Here is a 19,006-nt window from a genome sequence, read left to right as displayed (position 1 = left end):
ACGAACTTATTTCAATAAAAAATAATATTTCCATTCTAAAATGAAAGAAATTTTATGTATGTCTGGTTAACAAGCAAAATAGCTACACTCACTGCTGATATAACAACAAGCTTTGTGTTTTTCATTATAACACTTACAGCTATTACTGTGATTATCTTTCTTTTACACCGTTTAAATAAAAGAAGACTTAAAAGAAAACAGCATCCATCGCGATTAACTCTCTGCGAAACCATTGCTATCGATCGTACACGTCGTCTTGTTTTAGTGCGTTGTGATAATAAAGAGCATTTGCTTCTTACTGGTGGATTTACAGACATTGTTGTAGAAGCGGATATTACTGGTGCAATTATACAAACGCAAGAAATACAGCCAACATTAACAACAAAAAAAATCGATTCAAACCAGAATCCTACAGAAAAAAGAACTTTTCCTTTAGATAAAAGAGAGCAAGAGCAAAGTAACAACAACGCTCCTTTTACGAATCAAAATGTAAAAGATTCAGCAATCACCGCCGAAATTGAAGGACGGCAAGAACCCTCTTTATTTATTCCTGCTCAAAATAAATAAAAAGCCAAATTCTAACACTGAGTGTTTTAAAATCATCCCTATTGGTTTTAATCGTCGCGATAAACTCTTTCTCGTCGTTCATGGCGCTCTTGTGCTTCCAATGATAAAACCGCAATTGGTCTAGCCTCAAGACGTTTTAAACTAATGGGTTCGCCAGTTTCCTCACAAAAACCGTAAGTTCCATTATCAATGCGCTCCAAAGCAGCATCTATTTTTGAAATGAGTTTTCTCTGACGATCACGGGCACGTAATTCAATTGTGCGATCAGTTTCACAAGATGCTCTATCCGTCAAATCCGGTTGACCAACATTCTCTTCTTGCAAATTTTCCAAAGTATCACGCGCTTCTCTTAAGATATCATTCTTCCAAGAAACCAATCTAGCACGAAAATAAGCCTTTTGTCGCTCATTCATAAAAGGCTCATCCTCACTAGGGCGATATTGATCATCAAACTCTTCGCTCATGCCATAAAAAACCTCCATATATGGTATGTGCGGACTATATATTGTGCAACACCAATCAACACAAGTATAAAATACTTTTTTCTACCTCTTCACGAATCTGCTTAAAGATATAATTGCAATCTTCATGACTTTTTTGCATAGTATCTGTTTTCAAGATAAAATCACTTGATCATAACTTATCTATCCCCTAATTTAGCCACAACCGCAAGCCTATAAACAAAAAAGACATATATTTTAGTGCGGTACGCAAGAACCTTACCCAGTGATTGGACAAAATCTTAATTGTATCAACAACAAATCATCTCAATATGCAAAAAATTTAAAATCCCTATAGAGGAAGAGTGTGATATCCACGATTTAAATATACCAAAGCATCTTTTTCTTGATTACGGTTAATAGCAACAACTTCACCAATCAAAACACAATGGGTTGCATGTTCATGCCAACAAATCAAACGACAATCAAAAGACGCCAAAGCATCTGAAAGACTAGGCGCACCAGTCACCAAAGTCCCCCATTGTGCTATATCAAAATGTTCACTTTGTGTGATATTACAACGTCTAGAAAAAATATCTGCTAATAAACGATGTTTTCCTGCCAAACTATTAACGCAAAAATTTCCATTCTCCATAAACAACTGATTCTTGAGGTTATGACGCATGAGACAAACAAGCAGTGTTGGGGGCTCATCAGATAAAGAACAACATGCTGAAACTGTTACCCCGCGCCTTCCTTTTATGCCATCTGTTGTTACAATATGCACAGCTCCTGCAAAATGACTCATAGCATCTCGATATTCTTGCGAAGAAACAGTAATATTATGTTGAAGTTTAGGCATTAAATGTGTTGTATGATTTGACATATCTTTCACTTATACAGCTTTAAAATTTCAAATAATCTTTTCATAAAAGACCTATGAGTATTTTTCTTTTAAGTCATAACACAAAAGATATTTTAGTATACAGAACAACGTGATAAAAACAGCCAATCAAGGAGAAGCTAATGCCCCATTCTTATTTCATCTCACCTTCGCTCTTGGCTTCTGATTTCTCTAAACTTGGCCAAGAAGTATTAGATGTTGTTGATGCTGGCGCAGATTGGCTCCATCTTGATATCATGGATGGTCACTTTGTTCCTAATATTACTTTCGGTCCTGATGTAGTCAAGACGCTTCGCCCATTAACCAAAACAATATTTGATGTTCATTTGATGATCACACCTGTAGATCCTTATTTAGAAGCTTTTGCAAATGCTGGTGCAGATATTATAACCATTCATGCTGAAGCAAGCCCTCATCTTCATCGTTCATTACAAATAATCAAAGCAATGGGAAAAAAAGCAGGAATTGCACTTAATCCAAGCACACCAGAACATGTCGTGGAATATTTGCTTGATCAATTAGACCTTATCCTCGTCATGACAGTCAATCCTGGCTTTGGTGGGCAAAATTTTATTCCAGAAATGAAAGATAAAATCAAACGTGTTAAAAGCATAATTGGAAATAGGCCAATTGATCTTGAAGTTGATGGTGGTATCACTGTTGATACAATCGGAGTAACGGCAAAAGCTGGTGCAAATGTATTTGTCGCAGGCTCTGCAATTTATAAAAATGGCAATAAAGAGCTTTACAAAACACGCATCAATACATTGCGCCAAGCAGCAACTCTCTAAACAATAAGGAAAAAATCATGATAACACGTTATTCCCGCTCTGAAATGGTAGCAATTTGGTCACCAGAAACGAAATATCGTATTTGGTTTGAAATTGAAGCTCACGCCTGTGATGCCCTAGCTAAACTAGGGGTTATTCCCAAAGAAGCTGCTAAAATCATTTGGGAAAAAGGAAAAGCAGCTAAATTTGATGTCAACCGCATTAATGAAATTGAAGCGATTACCAAACATGACGTTATAGCATTTCTAACCCACTTAGCTGAATTTATTGGACCAGAAGCACGTTTTATCCACCAAGGTATGACATCTTCAGATGTTCTCGATACAACGCTTAGCATTCAATTGATGCGTGCGAGTGATATTTTGCTAAAAGATATAGATCAACTTCTTGAAGCATTAAAAAGACGTGCTTTTGAACATAAAGAGACCATCACCATTGGACGCAGTCATGGCATTCATGCTGAACCAACAACATTTGGTGTCAAATTTGCCCTTGCATATGCTGAATTCTCCCGTTGTCGCAAACGCCTTCTTGCAGCACGCGAAGAAATTTCTATTTGTGCTATTTCAGGTGCCGTAGGCACTTTTGCAAATATTGACCCACGCGTTGAGGAGCATGTCGCAAAAGCATTGGGATTAAGTGCTGAATCCGTTTCCACTCAAGTTATACCACGTGATCATCATGCGATGTTTTTTGCAACGCTTGGTGTTATTGCTTCATCTATTGAAAGATTAGCTATAGAAATACGCCATCTACAACGAACAGAAGTTTTAGAAGCAGAAGAGCATTTTTCACCTGGACAAAAAGGCTCATCAGCTATGCCACATAAACGTAATCCAGTTTTAACAGAAAATTTAACGGGATTAGCACGTATGGTACGTGCATTTGCAATCCCTGCCATGGAAAATGTAGCCCTTTGGCACGAGCGTGATATTTCCCATTCATCTGTTGAGCGTTATATTGGTCCTGACGCAACCATTACGCTTGATTTTGCTCTTGCTCGTCTCACATCTGTCATTGAAAATTTAATTGTCTATCCAGAAAATATGCAAAAAAATCTCAATAAATTTCGAGGGCTTGTTCATTCACAGCGGGTACTTTTAGCGCTTACTCAAGCTGGAATGAGTCGTGAAGAATCTTATCGGATTGTACAACGAAATGCGATGAAGGTCTGGGAACAAGGAAAAGATTTTTTTAAAGAATTGCTTAATGATAAAGATGTTACAAAAGTTCTCACTGAAGCAGAACTTCGCGAAAAATTTGACCTTTCATACCATACCAAACATATTCATACAATTTTTCAACGTGTTTTTGGAAAATAACAAAAATTGCATTGATTGCACATAAAATACAAAGACATCGTCTTTTTCCTATGAGACAAAACTGTGATAATGAAAGAAACAATTCATGAAAGCAAACCAACTCGATATTCTTATTGTGCCTGGTTACAAAGGATCTGGTCCTGATCATTGGCAAACACGATGGGAAAAAAAATTGTCTACAGCGCGCCGTGTTCAACAAATGCATTGGTCAAAACCTGTTTTTGAAGAATGGGTTAATGCAGTTAAAATCGCCATTGCGCAAGCTCAAAAGCCCGTTATGATTATTGCTCATTCATTAGGAGTTCCCACAGCTCTTCATGCAACCCTACAAAATGCAGAAAAAGTTTGTGGCGCTTTTTTTGTTACACCTCCAGATGTAAGCAATGAAAAAATACGTCCCAAACATTTAATGACATTTGGTCCTTATCATTGTAAAAAACTCTCTTTTCCCTCTGTTGTGATAGCCAGCCGAAATGATGAATTTTGTCAATTCTCAGTAGCAGAAAAACTTGCCAATGGTTGGGGATCTCTCTTTGTTGATGCAGGACAATCTGGCCACATTAATGTAGAATCTGGACATGGACCTTGGCCCGAAGGGCTTATGGTATTCTCCCATTTTCTTGCAAAAATTTAATTCAAGAGAGACAATCATCTTTACTTGAAACTTCATGTATGTAGTTTTATTCCTTATTAGACAAGAGCAGCAATGACAAAAACGTTAGAAAGTGTTATAGCTATCATTGAGAAATTTTATCAATTAGGATAGCATTACTTATCAGTGTTACTTAAAACCTCTCAAATCAATAGAGAAGCATAATGAATCGTCGCCACCGTATTTATGAAGGCAAGGCCAAAATTTTATATGAAGGACCTGAACCAGGAACCTATATTCAGTTTTTTAAAGATGATGCAACTGCCTTTAATGCAAAAAAGCATGAAATCATCGACGGAAAAGGGGTTTTAAATAACCGCATTTCGGAACATATCTTCAGCCATCTTAACCGTTTGGGTATCCCAACACATTTTATCAAGCGTATAAATATGCGCGAACAACTCATTAAAGCCGTTGAAATTATCCCTTTAGAAGTTGTTGTTCGCAATGTTGCTGCGGGTTCTCTTGCTAAGCGTTTAGGATTGGAAGAAGGAAAAGCCCTTTCACAATCTATCATTGAATTTTATTACAAAAATGATTCTCTCGATGATCCTATGGTAACGGAAGAACATATCACTGCCTTTGGATGGGCTGTTCCCCAAGAAGTAGAAGATATTATGCAACTTTCGATTCGTATTAACGATTTTCTTTCTGGGCTTTTTGCAGGTATTAATATTCAACTTATTGATTTCAAAATGGAATTTGGTCGCTTATGGGAAGATGAAACAATGCGCATTGTTCTTGCTGATGAAATCTCTCCTGATTCTGCTAGGTTATGGGATATGCAAACACGAGAAAAAATGGATAAAGATCGTTTTCGGCGTGATATGGGGGGACTTATTAATGCTTATCAAGAAGTTGCAAAGCGTCTTGGGATTATCAATGAAAATGATCCACCGCGACCAAGTGGTCCTGTTTTAGTAAAATAGACAACCAAGTGATATTATATCACCTTACTTTTATTGATACGCCTCTCAAGGAGAGAAATTTTGTTAACAGGAAAGAAGAAATGAAAGCACGCGTTACAGTTACCTTAAAAAATAGTGTTCTTGATCCACAAGGAGAAGCAATTGTCGGTGCTTTAAAAAGTTTAGATTTTGAAGGTATTCACTCCATTCGCCAAGGAAAAGTTTTTGATATTGTGCTCGATGATCAGCCTTCTGAAACCGCAAAGCAAAAACTTGAACAAATGTGTGAAGAGTTACTCGCAAATACTGTTATTGAAAATTACACTATAGAATCTCTTTAAGTGGAGCTCTTCATGAAAACTGCCATCATTCAATTACCTGGACTCAATCGCGATAAAGATATGGTTGCGGCATTACATCATATAACAGGAATTGAGCCATTAAAAATTTGGCAAACAGAAACAACAATTCCAGATGTAGATGTCATTGTGATCCCTGGTGGTTTTTCTTATGGGGACTATTTGAGATGTGGAGCTATCGGTGCACGAACACCCATTTTACAAGCTGTCCATGAAAAAGCACAAAAAGGTGTTACAATAATTGGCATATGTAATGGATTTCAGATTTTGTTGGAAGCAGGTTTATTACCTGGAGCTTTAATGCGTAACGCTTCATTAAAATTTGTATGTCGTGAAATAAAGCTCGAAATCGTCAACGCCAACACGAGATTTTCTCACTATTATTCCAAAGGGCAAATTATTCGTTGCCCTGTTGCACATCACGATGGAAATTATTTTGTCGACAATGAAACATTAAAAGAAATAGAAGAAAATGAGCAAATTGTTTTTCGCTATGCAGAAAACACAAACCCTAATGGTTCAATGAATGATATTGCCGGTATCGTCAATAAGGCTGGTAATATTCTTGGTATGATGCCTCATCCTGAAAATTTCATTGAGCCCGCACATGGTGGTACTGATGGTCGTTTACTCTTCCAAAGCGCTTTAGAATTGGCAAATGGATGATGACAAAGAAAATTTTATGCTGCCTCACTGTCTTGAAGTCAAAAGTCTGTATCATCTCTCACCCTGCAAATTTGCCAATCAAATATTTTACGCACACAATGGAGTATGCTTTTTTAAACAAACAAAAGCTTCTTCAAAAGCCATTTATGGTTTTTGGATCTCTCAAGCAAATAACCAGCATTTCCATAGCAATTCCATTATTGGTTTATAAACTTTTATCTTATCAAACAACAGCCATTACCTATAATTTAAGCCGCTAGATTTCAAACAATAAAGATGCTAAATTTCGATTAATTTGACGGATAAAATACTCATGAATCCTTGCAATAACGTCACTATTACACCAAAATTAATTGCCGAACATGGCCTAAAAGAAGACGAATATCAACATATTCTCACCTTAATTGGAAGAGAGCCAACATTTACTGAACTTGGAATTTTTTCTGCAATGTGGAACGAGCATTGTTCCTACAAATCATCTAAAAAATGGCTTAAGACTCTTCCAACAGAAGGAAAATGTGTCATTCAAGGACCTGGCGAAAATGCTGGTGTTGTTGATATTGGTGAAGGTCAATGTGTCGTTTTCAAAATGGAAAGTCATAATCATCCCTCTTACATTGAACCTTATCAAGGTGCTGCAACAGGTGTAGGAGGCATTTTGCGTGACGTTTTTACAATGGGTGCTCGCCCTGTTGCTGCTATGAATGCATTACGATTTGGAGCCCCCAATCATCCTCGAACACGCCATCTTGTTACTGGTGTTGTTTCTGGAATCGGTGGTTATGGCAATGCTTTTGGCGTTCCAACTGTTGGTGGAGAAGTAAATTTTGACAAGCGGTATAACGGCAATATCCTTGTCAACGCCTTTGTCGCTGGTATTGCAAAGATAGACTCTCTTTTTTACTCAAAAGCGCAAGGAATAGGGCTTCCTGTTGTTTATCTTGGTGCCAAAACAGGGCGTGATGGCGTTGGTGGAGCAATAATGGCTTCTGCCGAATTTGATAATTCAATCAGTGAAAAGCGTCCTACTGTCCAAGTTGGTGATCCCTTCACAGAAAAATGCCTTCTTGAAGCTTGCTTAGAACTCATGGAGTTAAAAGCTGTTGTTGCTATTCAAGACATGGGAGCAGCAGGTTTAACATCTTCTGCAGTTGAAATGGGAGCAAAAGGAGATTTAGGAATACATCTTAATCTTGATAAAGTTCCTGTTCGTGAAGAAAACATGACGGCCTATGAAATGATGCTTTCTGAAAGCCAAGAACGCATGCTCATGATACTTAAACCAGAATTAGAAAAACAAGCAGCAGCTATTTTTCATAAATGGGGGCTTCATTTTTCTGTTATTGGCAGAACAACCAATGATTTACGTTTTCGTATCTTCCATCAAGGAGAAGAAGTCGTCAATCTTCCCATCAAAAAGCTCGGAAATGAAGCTCCTATGTATGATCGTCCCTGGAGTGAGCCTATAAAAAAGGCATTTCTTAAAGCAGAAGAAATTGGAAAGGTTGAGAATCTTGGTGATGCACTCCTAACATTATTGAATTCTGCCAATCAAAGTTCACGACGCTGGGTTTATGAACAATATGATACACTTATCCAAGGAAATACACTTATTCGTCCAGGAGGTGATGCAGGAGTCGTCCGTGTAAGCTATAGCGACAAACGGGCCCTTGCTTTTTCCTCGGATGTAACACCTCGTTATTGTGAAGCTGATCCTTATGAAGGGGGGAAACAAGCTGTTGCAGAATGTTGGCGCAACATCAGTACAACAGGTGCAATGCCCTTAGCAGCTACAGATAATCTCAATTTTGGTAATCCTGAAAAGCCTGAAATTATGGGACAATTGGTATCTGCCATTAAAGGAATAGGTGAAGCTTGCAGAAATCTTGATTTTCCTATCGTTTCAGGAAATGTCTCTCTTTATAATGAAACCAATGGGGAAGCAATTCTTCCCACGCCCACAATCGCTGGTGTTGGTCTTCTTACTGATTGGTCTAAAATGGTAACAATCAATGGCATGCAAAATGGAGACAGTATTGTTTTGATTGGAGCTTGTGGCTCTCATTTAGGACAATCAATCTATGCACATGACATTCTGAATATCACGATAGGTGCCCCACCTCATGTGGATTTACAGCTTGAAAAAAAGCATGGACAATTTGTGAGAGATGTCATTCATCATGGTTTTGTTCATGCCGTTCATGATATTTCTGACGGTGGATTAGCCCTAGCACTTGCAGAGATGATTATTCAATCAGGTAAGGGAATCAAAGCCAAATTAAGCAACAAACAACTGCCTCATGCGGAACTTTTTGGAGAAGATCAAGCGCGTTATCTCTTAAGCGTTAAACCTCATGCTCTCGACAGCTTAAAAAAACTAGCCCAAACAAACGCAGTTTCTTTAACAGAACTTGGTATTGTTGAAGGAGATACTCTTGATATAGATGGAATATTAACACTTTCAGTAGATAAACTCACACAAGCCTATGAAAGTTGGTTTCCGCAATTTATGAGTGCAAAATAAAGAGTTTTTTGCCTCTTTTTACTTGTTCTATATTCACAAAAATAAATTAAAGGAGGATAATCATGGCAATGAGTGCTCATGCAATTGAAATACTTATTCGCAAAGGCATCCCCGATGCAATTGTGACAATTCGTGATCTTGCTGGCGATGGAGAGCACTATGCTGCTGAAGTTATTTCCGAAAGTTTTCGTGGGAAAAGCCGTATCCAACAACATAAAATGGTCTATGATGCCCTTAAAGGTAATATGGGTAATGATCTTCATGCTTTAATGTTGCAAACGAATATTCCCAAATAATTTAAAATTTCTTCTTGCATCCATTCACGCAATACGATTAAAAAACAGGATGAATGTAAATGTACATTTGTAGAAATCTGCAATATCGAGGAATAAAGAATGACCGCTATTTATAATTTCATTGACAACGAAATTAAAAAAAATGATGTCGTTTTATTCATGAAAGGGACACCCGATGCTCCACAATGTGGATTTTCAGGACAAGTTGTTCAAATCCTTGACTATCTAGGGTTAAATTATAAAGGAATCAATATCTTAGCTTCTCATGAATTACGTCAAGGAATTAAAGACTATTCAAATTGGCCAACAATTCCCCAACTCTATATTAAAGGTGAATTTGTTGGAGGTTGTGATATTGTAAAAGAAATGTTTCAAAATAATGAGTTGCAAGAATTTCTAAAAGAAAAGAATATTCCCTGCAATAAATCATAGGTATCTTTTATTTTACTTAGATTCTTATAGAGCATTGTTCAGTCGAAATTTTTATTTCAAGGATGCCGTATGTCATATTCAGTCGACGAACAAGCGCATAGTGACGCGCTAAGAAAAAAAATTGGCTATAAAGAATTTGTTATTCTCATTGGTGCGCTTATGGCTATCAATTCTATAGCTGTTGATATTATGCTTCCGGCCATGCCTGATATTTTGAATAGCTTACATGTTATTAATGAAAATGATCAACATTATATTATTTCTGGTTATCTGATGAGCTATGGCATAACACAGATATTTTTTGGTCCAATAAGCGATCGTTATGGACGTCGTAAGCTTATACTCACTGGCCTTGCATTTTATTCATTTGCAGCCATTGGTTGTGCCTTTGTCGCCAATTTTTCTCTGTTACTCTTCTTGCGTATTTTGCAAGGTATAGGAGGAGCCGCTATGCGTGTTCTCACAGTTTCTGTTGTACGCGATCTTTATAGTGGTCGAAAAATGGCAGAAGTTATGTCTATTGTCATGATGATTTTTCTCATTGCACCGATGATTGGTCCAGCAACCGGGCAATTCATTTTATTGTTTGGAAACTGGCAAGTTATTTTTATCTTCATGGCATTAATTGGTTTTGGGCTGATGATTTGGATTCAACTACGCTTACCCGAAACGCTTTATGAACAACGTTCTCTTTCTTTCACTTCAATCAAGCATAACCTCTGGATTGTCATAAGCAATCGAACAACACTTTGCTACACGCTAGCAACTTCCATTATTTTAGGTTGTATTTTTACTTCTGTTAACACATCACAGCAAACATATGAAGGAATTTATAACCTAGGCCTCTGGTTTCCGATTGCCTTTGCCATCGGCGCTGCTTTTCAGGCACTCTCATCATTTTTAAATTCTCAACTTGTTGGACGCCTTGGAATGCGACGCATCGCCCATACGATGCTTTTTCTCTTTTGCACCACTTCATGTATCTGGTTCATCTGCTCCCTCTTAACAGATGGCGTTATACTATTTCCTTTTTATATGTTGCTATTCTGTATACTGATGTTTGCCTGCGGAGGCATTATGGCCAATTTCAATACACTTGCTCTCGAATCCGTAGGTGAAATTGCTGGAACAGCATCTTCTGTATCAGGTTTTCTCCAGACATCTATCGCAACAGGTCTTGGCTTTTTTATTGCACAACAATTTAACGAAACAACAACACCCAATTCAGCTGCATTTTTCTTTCTCAGTATCATCGCCATACTTCTTGTCTTATGGGCCGAACGTGGACACCTTTTTAGACAATATCATCATAATCCTAACGAATAAATGCTGCTACGAAAAGGTTAATAAGCGCCTCACAGAAATAAAACCATATAAAGCTCTCTCTTTTATGCTTATAATTTGGAGAATTAAATATACTGTAAGATTTAATTAATAAATTTTCCTGTCTTTGGGAACCCTTTTGGCACCAAACGCCCTATACCAGCACGTGTTCCCATCCACTCAAGAAGATCATCAGCACAGCGATTAAAGCAGCGTTCAGCTGTATCTTGCCAGCTTAAACCTTCTGATAAATAAAAGGTTTTTGCATCAACAATACCTCCTTCTTTGTAACGTTGGAGACGAACACCTTTACCGCGTCTCATTTCTGGTATTTGTTCAATGGCAAAAATAAGCATTTTACGATTTTCACCAATCACTGCAACATGATCACCTTTTACTGGAACACAAAGCTTTACTTTATCAGGGAGCTTAACATTCATAACCTGCTTTCCTTTTCGTGTATTAGCAATCACTTCCATAGCAGGTACAATAAAGCCATTTCCATGGCATGAAATTAAAAGCAATTTTTCCTGTGCCTTATAGACGAAAGCTGTCAAAACATTGTGCTCATCATCCATATCGACTAAAAGACGAATGGGCTCCCCATGCCCCCGTCCTCCAGGTAAATTATTTGCAGCAATAGCAAAAAACTTTCCTCCCGTACTTAATACAACGATCTTATCTGTGGTAAACGCCGAAAATGCTAATTTCAAACTGTCCCCTTCTTTGAAAGAAAATGCGCTATAATCATTCAAATGACCCTTCAAAGCGCGCATCCAACCCTTTTCAGAAATCACAATCGTAACTGGTTCTTTTTCAATCATGGCCTGATGGATATCATCAATATCATGCTTTGGAGCTTCTTCAAATGTCGTACGCCTTTTCCCTAAAAGAGTATCAGGAGAAAAAGTTTTACGAACTTTTATGATTTCCCCTGAAATTATTTTCCATTGCTTTGTAGGAGAAGCTAACAAATTTTGTAACTTTTCTTTTTCAATTTTCAAACTTTCAAATTCCTTACGAATTTCAAACTCCTCAAGCTTACGTAAAGAACGCAAGCGCATATTAAGAATAGCCTCAGCTTGATTTTCTGTTAATTGAAAACGGTCCATAAGTTTATTTTTAGGTTCATTCTCTTCACGAATAAGAAGAATCACCTCATCAAGATTTAAATATACAAGAAGATACCCATGAAGAATTTCTAATCGGCTATCAATCTGATCAAACCGATAATGAGAACGGCGAATAAGTACTTCCTGACGATGTTCGAGCCATTGCTGCAAACTTTCACGCAGAGAGAGAACATTGGGTATTTTTCCCAAAGATAAAACATTCAGATTAAGAGGAAATCTTACTTCAAAATCCGTCAATTTAAAAAGAGACTCCATAAGAAGCTCCGGATCAACGGTACGATTTTTAGGAATAAGCACAATGCGAATATCTTCTGCTGATTCATCTTGGATATCCTCAAGCATTGGCAATCGCCGTGCAAGCAATAATTCTGCTGTTTTTTCAATAAGACGTGACTTTTGAACCTGATAAGGAATTTCGGTTACAACAATCACGTAAGAACCACGACTACCGGTTTCCTGATGCCAACGTGAACGCAAGCGAAAAAATCCACGCCCCACACGATAAGATTCTTCAATACTCTTTTTAGGTTCAACTAAAATGCCCCCTGTCGGAAAATCAGGACCGAGTACGAATTGATTTAATTCCTCATCATTTACATCCGGATGGGCAATCAAATGGAGCGCTGCATCACAAAGCTCAGCAACATTATGGGGTGGAATAGATGTTGCCATCCCCACCGCAATGCCAGATGAACCATTTGCTAAAAGATTAGGAAAAGCACCAGGTAAAACAACCGGCTCTTCATCTTCTTCATTATAGGTTAAACGAAAATCAATAGCATTCTCATTAATCCCCTCAAGCAATAAAGCAGCCACTTCAGTCATACGTGCTTCTGTATACCGCATAGCTGCTGCATTATCACCATCAATATTACCAAAATTGCCTTGGCCATCAACCAAAGGATAACGAACAGCAAAACTTTGAGCCAAACGTACTAATGCATCATAAATAGATGCATCACCATGAGGATGAAACTTTCCCATGACATCACCAACAATCCGCGCACATTTCGCATAAGACAGACCTGGATGAAGTTTAAGTAAACGCATGACATGAATAATACGCCGATGCACAGGCTTCAAACCATCCCGGACATCAGGCAAAGCACGGTGCGTAATAGTAGAAAGCGCATAAGCTAAATAACGCTCCTGTAAAGCAGAACGTAGTTCTATTGGCTCAATATGCTCTTTATCAAAAGGTAAATTCATTTTATCAGACATAGTATAAGGATAACAATTCCCAAAATAATGAGCAATTATTTCATAAGATTTCTTCAGTGCAATCTTGTATGGATCGACTATATAAAAATAACCACTATGATTAAAACATGAACAGAAAATTATAGCAATTTGAAAAATTTACACGCGCACTCTAAGCGTCAGTACTCTACATAGAAATACTTAATCATGAATCTTTCTCTAAATATCAAATAATAAAAAAACTCTCTAAGCTTATAGCGCTTTAATAAGCTTAACTTCCTCCCCATTCTAAAAGGACAAATTTTCCCACTATCGCTAATCTATAAAAATCCAGCTTCTTTTCGACGAACTTTACTTAACTGCCCACTTCACGCGATTCACTTCATAAGTCACCATGGGAAAGCCTTACCCTAAATCTCTATCATATGCTTTTGTATAAAATTTACATGCCTTAAACCACAAGCTTAAACAATATGATTTTGCAGAGCAATTTCCTACAAAGTTTAAAATGTTAAATAAAGCACACAGCTAGTCTTTTATAACAACATATACAATAATTTAAAAACATTCACACTTTACTGTAAAGAGAAAAATAGCAATCAACTTTATTAACTATTTTTGGTGGTAGAAGCAATTCGTATTCCTAAATCACGCAATTGTGTAGACGAGATATCTGATGGAGCATTCATCAAAAGATCAAGCGCTTGCTGATTCATAGGAAATAAAGCAACCTCACGTAAATTCTTGACACCTTGCAAAAGCATAATAATACGGTCGATACCAGCCGCCATACCACCATGTGGTGGAGCTCCATAATGAAATGCACGGTAAAGAGCGCCAAAACGATCCTCTACCACCTCTTTAGAAAGACCAGCAAGATTAAAAACTTTAAGCATCATTTCTGGTGAATGATTACGAATTCCGCCCGATGCAATCTCATAACCATTACAAACAAGATCATACTGAAATGCTTTAAGAGCAAGAGGATCTTGACATTCAAGAGCATTTTTCCCCCCCTGAGGCATAGAAAAAGGGTTATGGGCAAAATCAAGTTTTTTCTCATCTTCATTCCATTCAAAAAATGGAAAATCAACGATCCATGCTAAAGAAAAACACTCGCAATCGACAAGGCCTAATTCTTCTCCTACACGTGTCCGCGCTGCTCCCGCAAAAGACGCAAATTTCTTTGGATCTCCCGCCACGAAAAAGCAAGCATCACCACTTTCAAGTCCAAGCTGTGTGCGGATTGCTTCAGTCCTTTGCGCACCAATATTTTTAGCGATAGGACCAGCACCTTCAAACTTTCCTTGTTCTTTACGCCAGAAAATATAGCCAAGCCCAGCTTGTCCCTCACCTTGTGCCCAACCATTCATACGATCACAAAAAGCACGACTTCCACCCGTTTTCGCTGGAATAGCCCATACCCGTGCATTTTCATCATTTGCTAAAATATGAGCAAACACTTTAAAACCGGAATCATAAAAATGCTGAGAGACATCTTCCATAATGATCGGGTTACGTAAATCAGGCTTATCCGAACCATACTTGCGCATTGCCTCATCATAAGAAATACGAGGAAAACTTTGTGTTACAGGCTTTCCATTTGCAAATTCTTCAAAAAGAGAACGCATAATGGGCTCCATTGTTACAAAAACATCCTCCTGTTCAACAAAACTCATTTCAATATCTAATTGATAAAATTCCCCTGGAAGACGATCTGCCCTTGGATCTTCATCTCTAAAACAGGAAGCAATTTGAAAATAACGATCAAAACCCGACATCATCAATAACTGTTTGTATTGTTGGGGTGCTTGTGGCAGTGCGTAAAATTTTCCCTGATGGACACGACTTGGAACCAAAAAATCGCGTGCTCCTTCTGGTGAGGAAGCTGTTAAAAGTGGTGTGGTAAATTCTGTAAAACCATTCTCTTGCATAGAGCGTCTGATAGCAGAAATAATTTCTGTACGACGCATGATATTTTTGTGCATAGTCTCACGACGTAAATCAAGAAAACGATACTTTAACCGAATATCTTCTGGATAATCAGGCTCGCCAAAAATGGGTAAAGGAAGCTCATCAGACTTTGAAAGAATTTCCACCTCTTTGGCAAAAATTTCAATTTCACCAGTTGGAAGAGATGTATTAATAGCTTCATCAGAACGTGCACACACTTCCCCATCTACACGAATAACCCATTCAGAACGTACTTTTTCGATAACTTTAAAAGCTGGTGAAGCAGGATCGGCAACAATCTGCGTGATTCCAAAATGATCACGCAAATCTACAAAAAGGATTCCACCATGATCACGCACACGGTGAACCCACCCCGAAAGACGGGCTTTTGTTCCTACATCACATTTACGAAGAGCAGCGCAATTATGACTGCGATAACGATGCATAATAGTTCTCGCCTTTATTTTTAAAATTCCACATGCGCTACAAACGCTTTTTAATAACCATTTGTCAAGATATGAGGGTAGAGACTTAAAAAAAAAGTCAAAAAAAGACAAATTTAATTTATCTTGCTATAATAAAAGGCATGATGAATCTTATTACAAAAACAACAGATCTTAAAATTGCACTTACTAGCCTGCGCACCTCAGATTTTGTAACAATCGATACTGAATTTATGCGTGAAACCACTTTCTGGCCACAACTGTGTCTCATTCAGCTGGCATCACCAGACACTACAGCTCTCATTGATCCAATGTCAGAGGATATTGATCTACAACCATTTTTTGATCTCATGCTCGATGAAAAAATTGTTAAAGTTTTTCATGCTGCACGTCAAGACATCGAAACGATTTATCATCTTGGAGGCATCATTCCCTCTCCTCTCTTTGATACACAAATAGCAGGATCAATTTGCGGATTTGGTGATTCTATCTCCTATGATCAAATTGTACAACGTTGCACAGGTCATCAACTTGATAAATCATCTCGTTTTACAGATTGGAGCTACCGCCCTCTTTCCGAAAAACAGCTACTCTATGCGCTTGCTGACGTAACCTACCTCAGAGACGTTTACCTCTTATTGAAAAAGCAGCTAGAAAAAGACAAACGCACCCACTGGATGAATGATGAAATAGCAATCCTTTTATCCCCCAAAACCTATGATATGCCAGAAAATGAGGCATGGAAAAAAGTAAAAGGCAAAATCAAAAAACCACGTGAACTTGCCGTATTACAAAAAATAGCAGCTTGGCGTGAACGTAAAGCACGAAAATATAATATTCCACGCCGTCATATCATGAAAGATGAGTGCCTGATCGAAATCGCGACCCAACAGCCAAAAGATGAAATGGCTCTAAAACGTTTACGCAGTCTGAACAAAAACTGGAATAAACTCTCAATAGCACAAACATTAATCCAAGCTATCCACGAGGGCTTAGAGGTTGATCTTGCCACTTTACCTCCCCTTCCCCAATATAATCCTCTCAATGAAAAATCCACTGCTGTTATTGACCTTCTCAAAGTATTATTAAAACTCGTTGCAAATGAAAATGGTATTGCACCCAAAGTTATTGCAAATGCCAATGACTTAGAAAAAATTGCCAATGGGTGTATAAAGAAAAATATCCCCGCTATGAATGGCTGGCGCTATGAAATATTTGGGCAAAAAGCCGAACAAGTGCTAAAAGGACAAATAGGATTTTATTTTGACAATGGAAAAATAAACACAAAACAGCTTTAATTTACAAAAAAATTTTCAACGTTTGCATTCTAAAATTATCACACCTAAATCTAATCAATACTTGTTTTAAAATAATAATGAAACTCTAAGGAATCTCAACTAAATACGAAGATCGTATATCAAAAGAGATCTAAAAATAGCAATTCTGTTTACAATAATAAATGAATAAATGCTGTATCAAAAGCCTATCTCACTAACTAAAAAGCTAAAAAATGAATTTGTAGGACAACTCTTATAGCGAACAATAGAGCAATAAATTTTACAACTCCAATAGAATAAAGAATCAAAAAACTTCAAAAGACAGAGGCTGTTTTATTATTTTTGATAATTTTTTCAACCTATTGAGAGGACGTTCTCCTAATAAATCAGCATAACGCCTCGGAATATACAAGACAACATGATCTGTTTTTTTATGCCACGATAAATGAGGTAAAATGCCTGCAGTAGAAGCACTAAAAAGATAAGCAATCCGCATAGTCTCACCAAGAAGACTTGCTTTCTCAATAAGAGTTTTAGTTGCGAGTTGGAAAATAGGAAGAGATTCTTCATCAATTAATAAACCTGTATTGCGAAAAAAAACAGCGAGAGCAGCATAAGCACGCCCCTCATGAGAAATTCCCGGATATGATCCTAGTGCTATCCGATTGGCCGCCTCATTACCCCTATAATCTGGGTGTATGCGCCAACCAATATCTGCAAGCAGACAAGCAGCCTTGCGGTAACGGTATTCATTTTCAGTCTCGAGAATCCCAAAAGCTTTAAAGGCACTTGTCGTAAAATCGATGAGTTCTTCTGCCTGTTTTGGTGAACGCGCTCGTAAAATAGCCATTTCCGTACATGCCGCAATGAGAGGATCTAACATCCGAATCTCTTGTGGCAATCGTGAATAAAGAAAGCCTTCACGAACACCCGCTCCCGAAAAAACTATTTTTTCAAATCCCATAGACTGAATAAGTTCCATCAGAATGATAGCCCCATAAGATAAAAGCTGACGGCGATTTTTTGAAATAGCCGTAATTCCTTTCATATTATCAATATTGCCACTCACAACAAAACGCAAAAAATCTTTCATTTCAGCTGCATCAACTTCATAGCCGTGCATAACAGGTAACCGATAATGTTTGGTCACCATATGCAGTTTTGCCAAATTACGCCATGTTCCCCCTACTGCATAAAAACAACGTGCCCTTCCCTTACAAAGGGCAGCAGATTGACCAAACTGCTCATGAGCAATTTTTGCGGCAATAGCAATATCATTATTGGACATATATTGTAGGCGTAAACCACCCAATGGCAGTGTTACCCCCTCACCTACTGCAGAATCATCAATATCAATAAGCTCCAGACTTCCACCACCAAGATCTCCAGAAATACCCTTGGGTTTGTAAAAAGTAGAAATAACCCCGTATGCTGAATAAACAGCCTCTTGACTTCCTGAAAGAAGAGATATTTTATTGTGTAAGATATTTTCAGCATTTTGAATAAATACTGATCCGTTTTTTGCTTCTCGCGCTGCTGCTGTTGCGAGTGTATAGATTTCATCTGCTCCAATTTGTTGACAAAGCGCACGAAATCGTTTCAATGTTTGCAGCGCCATTTTCATTGATTTTTCTTCTAAAAAACCAATTTTTGCCACACCTTGTCCGAGACCACAGAGAACTTTTTCATTAAATAAAACTGCTGGAGAACGGACAAGACCTTCATAAATAACAAGCCGAACAGAATTTGAGCCAATATCGATAACAGCGATAGGTTTACACCCTTTAATCCGTCCCTGAGCATTTATATATGTCAT

The 19,006-nt window shown here is 37.8% G+C and carries 17 protein-coding genes; 12 read left to right on the top strand and 5 right to left on the bottom strand.

Annotated elements, in window-relative coordinates:
* Window positions 1-54 precede the first annotated feature (54 nt).
* Window positions 55-567 carry a hypothetical protein gene (locus tag ABD909_RS08400; protein ID WP_345097474.1) on the top strand — a complete coding sequence of 171 codons (513 nt, stop codon included), beginning with the start codon at window positions 55-57 and terminating at the stop codon, window positions 565-567.
* A gap of 47 nt (window positions 568-614) precedes the next feature.
* Here the strand turns inward: ABD909_RS08400 and dksA are convergent, their stop codons facing one another.
* Entirely contained in the window at window positions 615-1,031 is a 417-nt protein-coding gene (dksA, locus tag ABD909_RS08395; RefSeq protein ID WP_345097472.1) for an RNA polymerase-binding protein DksA, read from the bottom strand.
* 328 nt (window positions 1,032-1,359) lie between these two features.
* On the bottom strand, window positions 1,360-1,893 hold the full coding sequence (locus tag ABD909_RS08390) for a flavin reductase (protein ID WP_345097471.1): 534 nt from the start codon (window positions 1,891-1,893) through the stop codon (window positions 1,360-1,362).
* A 140-nt stretch (window positions 1,894-2,033) separates the two neighbouring features.
* On the opposite strand from ABD909_RS08390, the gene rpe reads away from it, so the two are divergent.
* The 10 genes from rpe to ABD909_RS08340 all read left to right on the top strand — a co-directional run bounded on the left by rpe (window position 2,034) and on the right by ABD909_RS08340 (window position 11,187).
* Window positions 2,034-2,702 carry a ribulose-phosphate 3-epimerase gene (gene rpe, locus ABD909_RS08385; protein ID WP_345097470.1) on the top strand — a complete coding sequence of 223 codons (669 nt, stop codon included), beginning with the start codon at window positions 2,034-2,036 and terminating at the stop codon, window positions 2,700-2,702.
* 17 nt (window positions 2,703-2,719) lie between these two features.
* A complete protein-coding gene (purB, locus tag ABD909_RS08380) occupies window positions 2,720-4,024 on the top strand; it encodes an adenylosuccinate lyase (RefSeq protein ID WP_345097469.1) in 1,305 nt (434 codons plus the stop codon).
* An 85-nt stretch (window positions 4,025-4,109) separates the two neighbouring features.
* Window positions 4,110-4,658 (top strand): alpha/beta hydrolase, encoded by a 549-nt coding sequence (locus ABD909_RS08375; protein WP_345097468.1) that lies wholly within the window; start codon window positions 4,110-4,112, stop codon window positions 4,656-4,658.
* Between the two features lie 182 nt (window positions 4,659-4,840).
* Window positions 4,841-5,605 carry a phosphoribosylaminoimidazolesuccinocarboxamide synthase gene (gene purC, locus ABD909_RS08370; RefSeq protein ID WP_345097467.1) on the top strand — a complete coding sequence of 255 codons (765 nt, stop codon included), beginning with the start codon at window positions 4,841-4,843 and terminating at the stop codon, window positions 5,603-5,605.
* 80 nt (window positions 5,606-5,685) lie between these two features.
* Window positions 5,686-5,925, top strand: a complete 240-nt coding sequence (gene purS, locus ABD909_RS08365) for a phosphoribosylformylglycinamidine synthase subunit PurS (RefSeq protein ID WP_345097466.1) — start codon at window positions 5,686-5,688, stop codon at window positions 5,923-5,925.
* Window positions 5,926-5,937: 12 nt separating this feature from the next.
* Window positions 5,938-6,609 (top strand): phosphoribosylformylglycinamidine synthase subunit PurQ, encoded by a 672-nt coding sequence (gene purQ / locus ABD909_RS08360; protein ID WP_345097465.1) that lies wholly within the window; start codon window positions 5,938-5,940, stop codon window positions 6,607-6,609.
* 313 nt (window positions 6,610-6,922) lie between these two features.
* Entirely contained in the window at window positions 6,923-9,133 is a 2,211-nt protein-coding gene (purL, locus tag ABD909_RS08355) for a phosphoribosylformylglycinamidine synthase subunit PurL (RefSeq protein ID WP_345097464.1), read from the top strand.
* A 62-nt stretch (window positions 9,134-9,195) separates the two neighbouring features.
* The gene (locus ABD909_RS08350) at window positions 9,196-9,429 is read left to right on the top strand and encodes a BolA/IbaG family iron-sulfur metabolism protein (RefSeq protein ID WP_345097463.1); all 234 of its coding nucleotides are present in this window, start codon (window positions 9,196-9,198) and stop codon (window positions 9,427-9,429) included.
* A 99-nt stretch (window positions 9,430-9,528) separates the two neighbouring features.
* A complete protein-coding gene (gene grxD / locus ABD909_RS08345) occupies window positions 9,529-9,861 on the top strand; it encodes a Grx4 family monothiol glutaredoxin (protein WP_345097462.1) in 333 nt (110 codons plus the stop codon).
* A 69-nt stretch (window positions 9,862-9,930) separates the two neighbouring features.
* Window positions 9,931-11,187 (top strand): multidrug effflux MFS transporter, encoded by a 1,257-nt coding sequence (locus ABD909_RS08340; RefSeq protein WP_345097461.1) that lies wholly within the window; start codon window positions 9,931-9,933, stop codon window positions 11,185-11,187.
* A gap of 101 nt (window positions 11,188-11,288) precedes the next feature.
* Here ABD909_RS08340 and parC read toward each other — a convergent pair whose 3' ends face one another.
* Window positions 11,289-13,538, bottom strand: a complete 2,250-nt coding sequence (gene parC / locus ABD909_RS08335) for a DNA topoisomerase IV subunit A (protein WP_345097460.1) — start codon at window positions 13,536-13,538, stop codon at window positions 11,289-11,291.
* A gap of 587 nt (window positions 13,539-14,125) precedes the next feature.
* Entirely contained in the window at window positions 14,126-15,916 is a 1,791-nt protein-coding gene (aspS, locus tag ABD909_RS08330) for an aspartate--tRNA ligase (RefSeq protein ID WP_345097459.1), read from the bottom strand.
* Between the two features lie 140 nt (window positions 15,917-16,056).
* Between aspS and rnd the strand changes: the two genes are divergently transcribed.
* Entirely contained in the window at window positions 16,057-17,211 is a 1,155-nt protein-coding gene (rnd, locus tag ABD909_RS08325) for a ribonuclease D (RefSeq protein WP_345097457.1), read from the top strand.
* A gap of 283 nt (window positions 17,212-17,494) precedes the next feature.
* Here rnd and ppx read toward each other — a convergent pair whose 3' ends face one another.
* The gene (gene ppx / locus ABD909_RS08320) at window positions 17,495-19,006 is read right to left on the bottom strand and encodes an exopolyphosphatase (RefSeq protein WP_345097456.1); all 1,512 of its coding nucleotides are present in this window, start codon (window positions 19,004-19,006) and stop codon (window positions 17,495-17,497) included.

This window comes from Bartonella acomydis (assembly GCF_039543025.1).
Lineage (GTDB): Bacteria > Pseudomonadota > Alphaproteobacteria > Rhizobiales > Rhizobiaceae > Bartonella > Bartonella acomydis.
The sequence above is the reverse complement of the archived record's forward strand: the minus strand, read 5'-3'. Positions and strand labels throughout refer to the sequence as shown.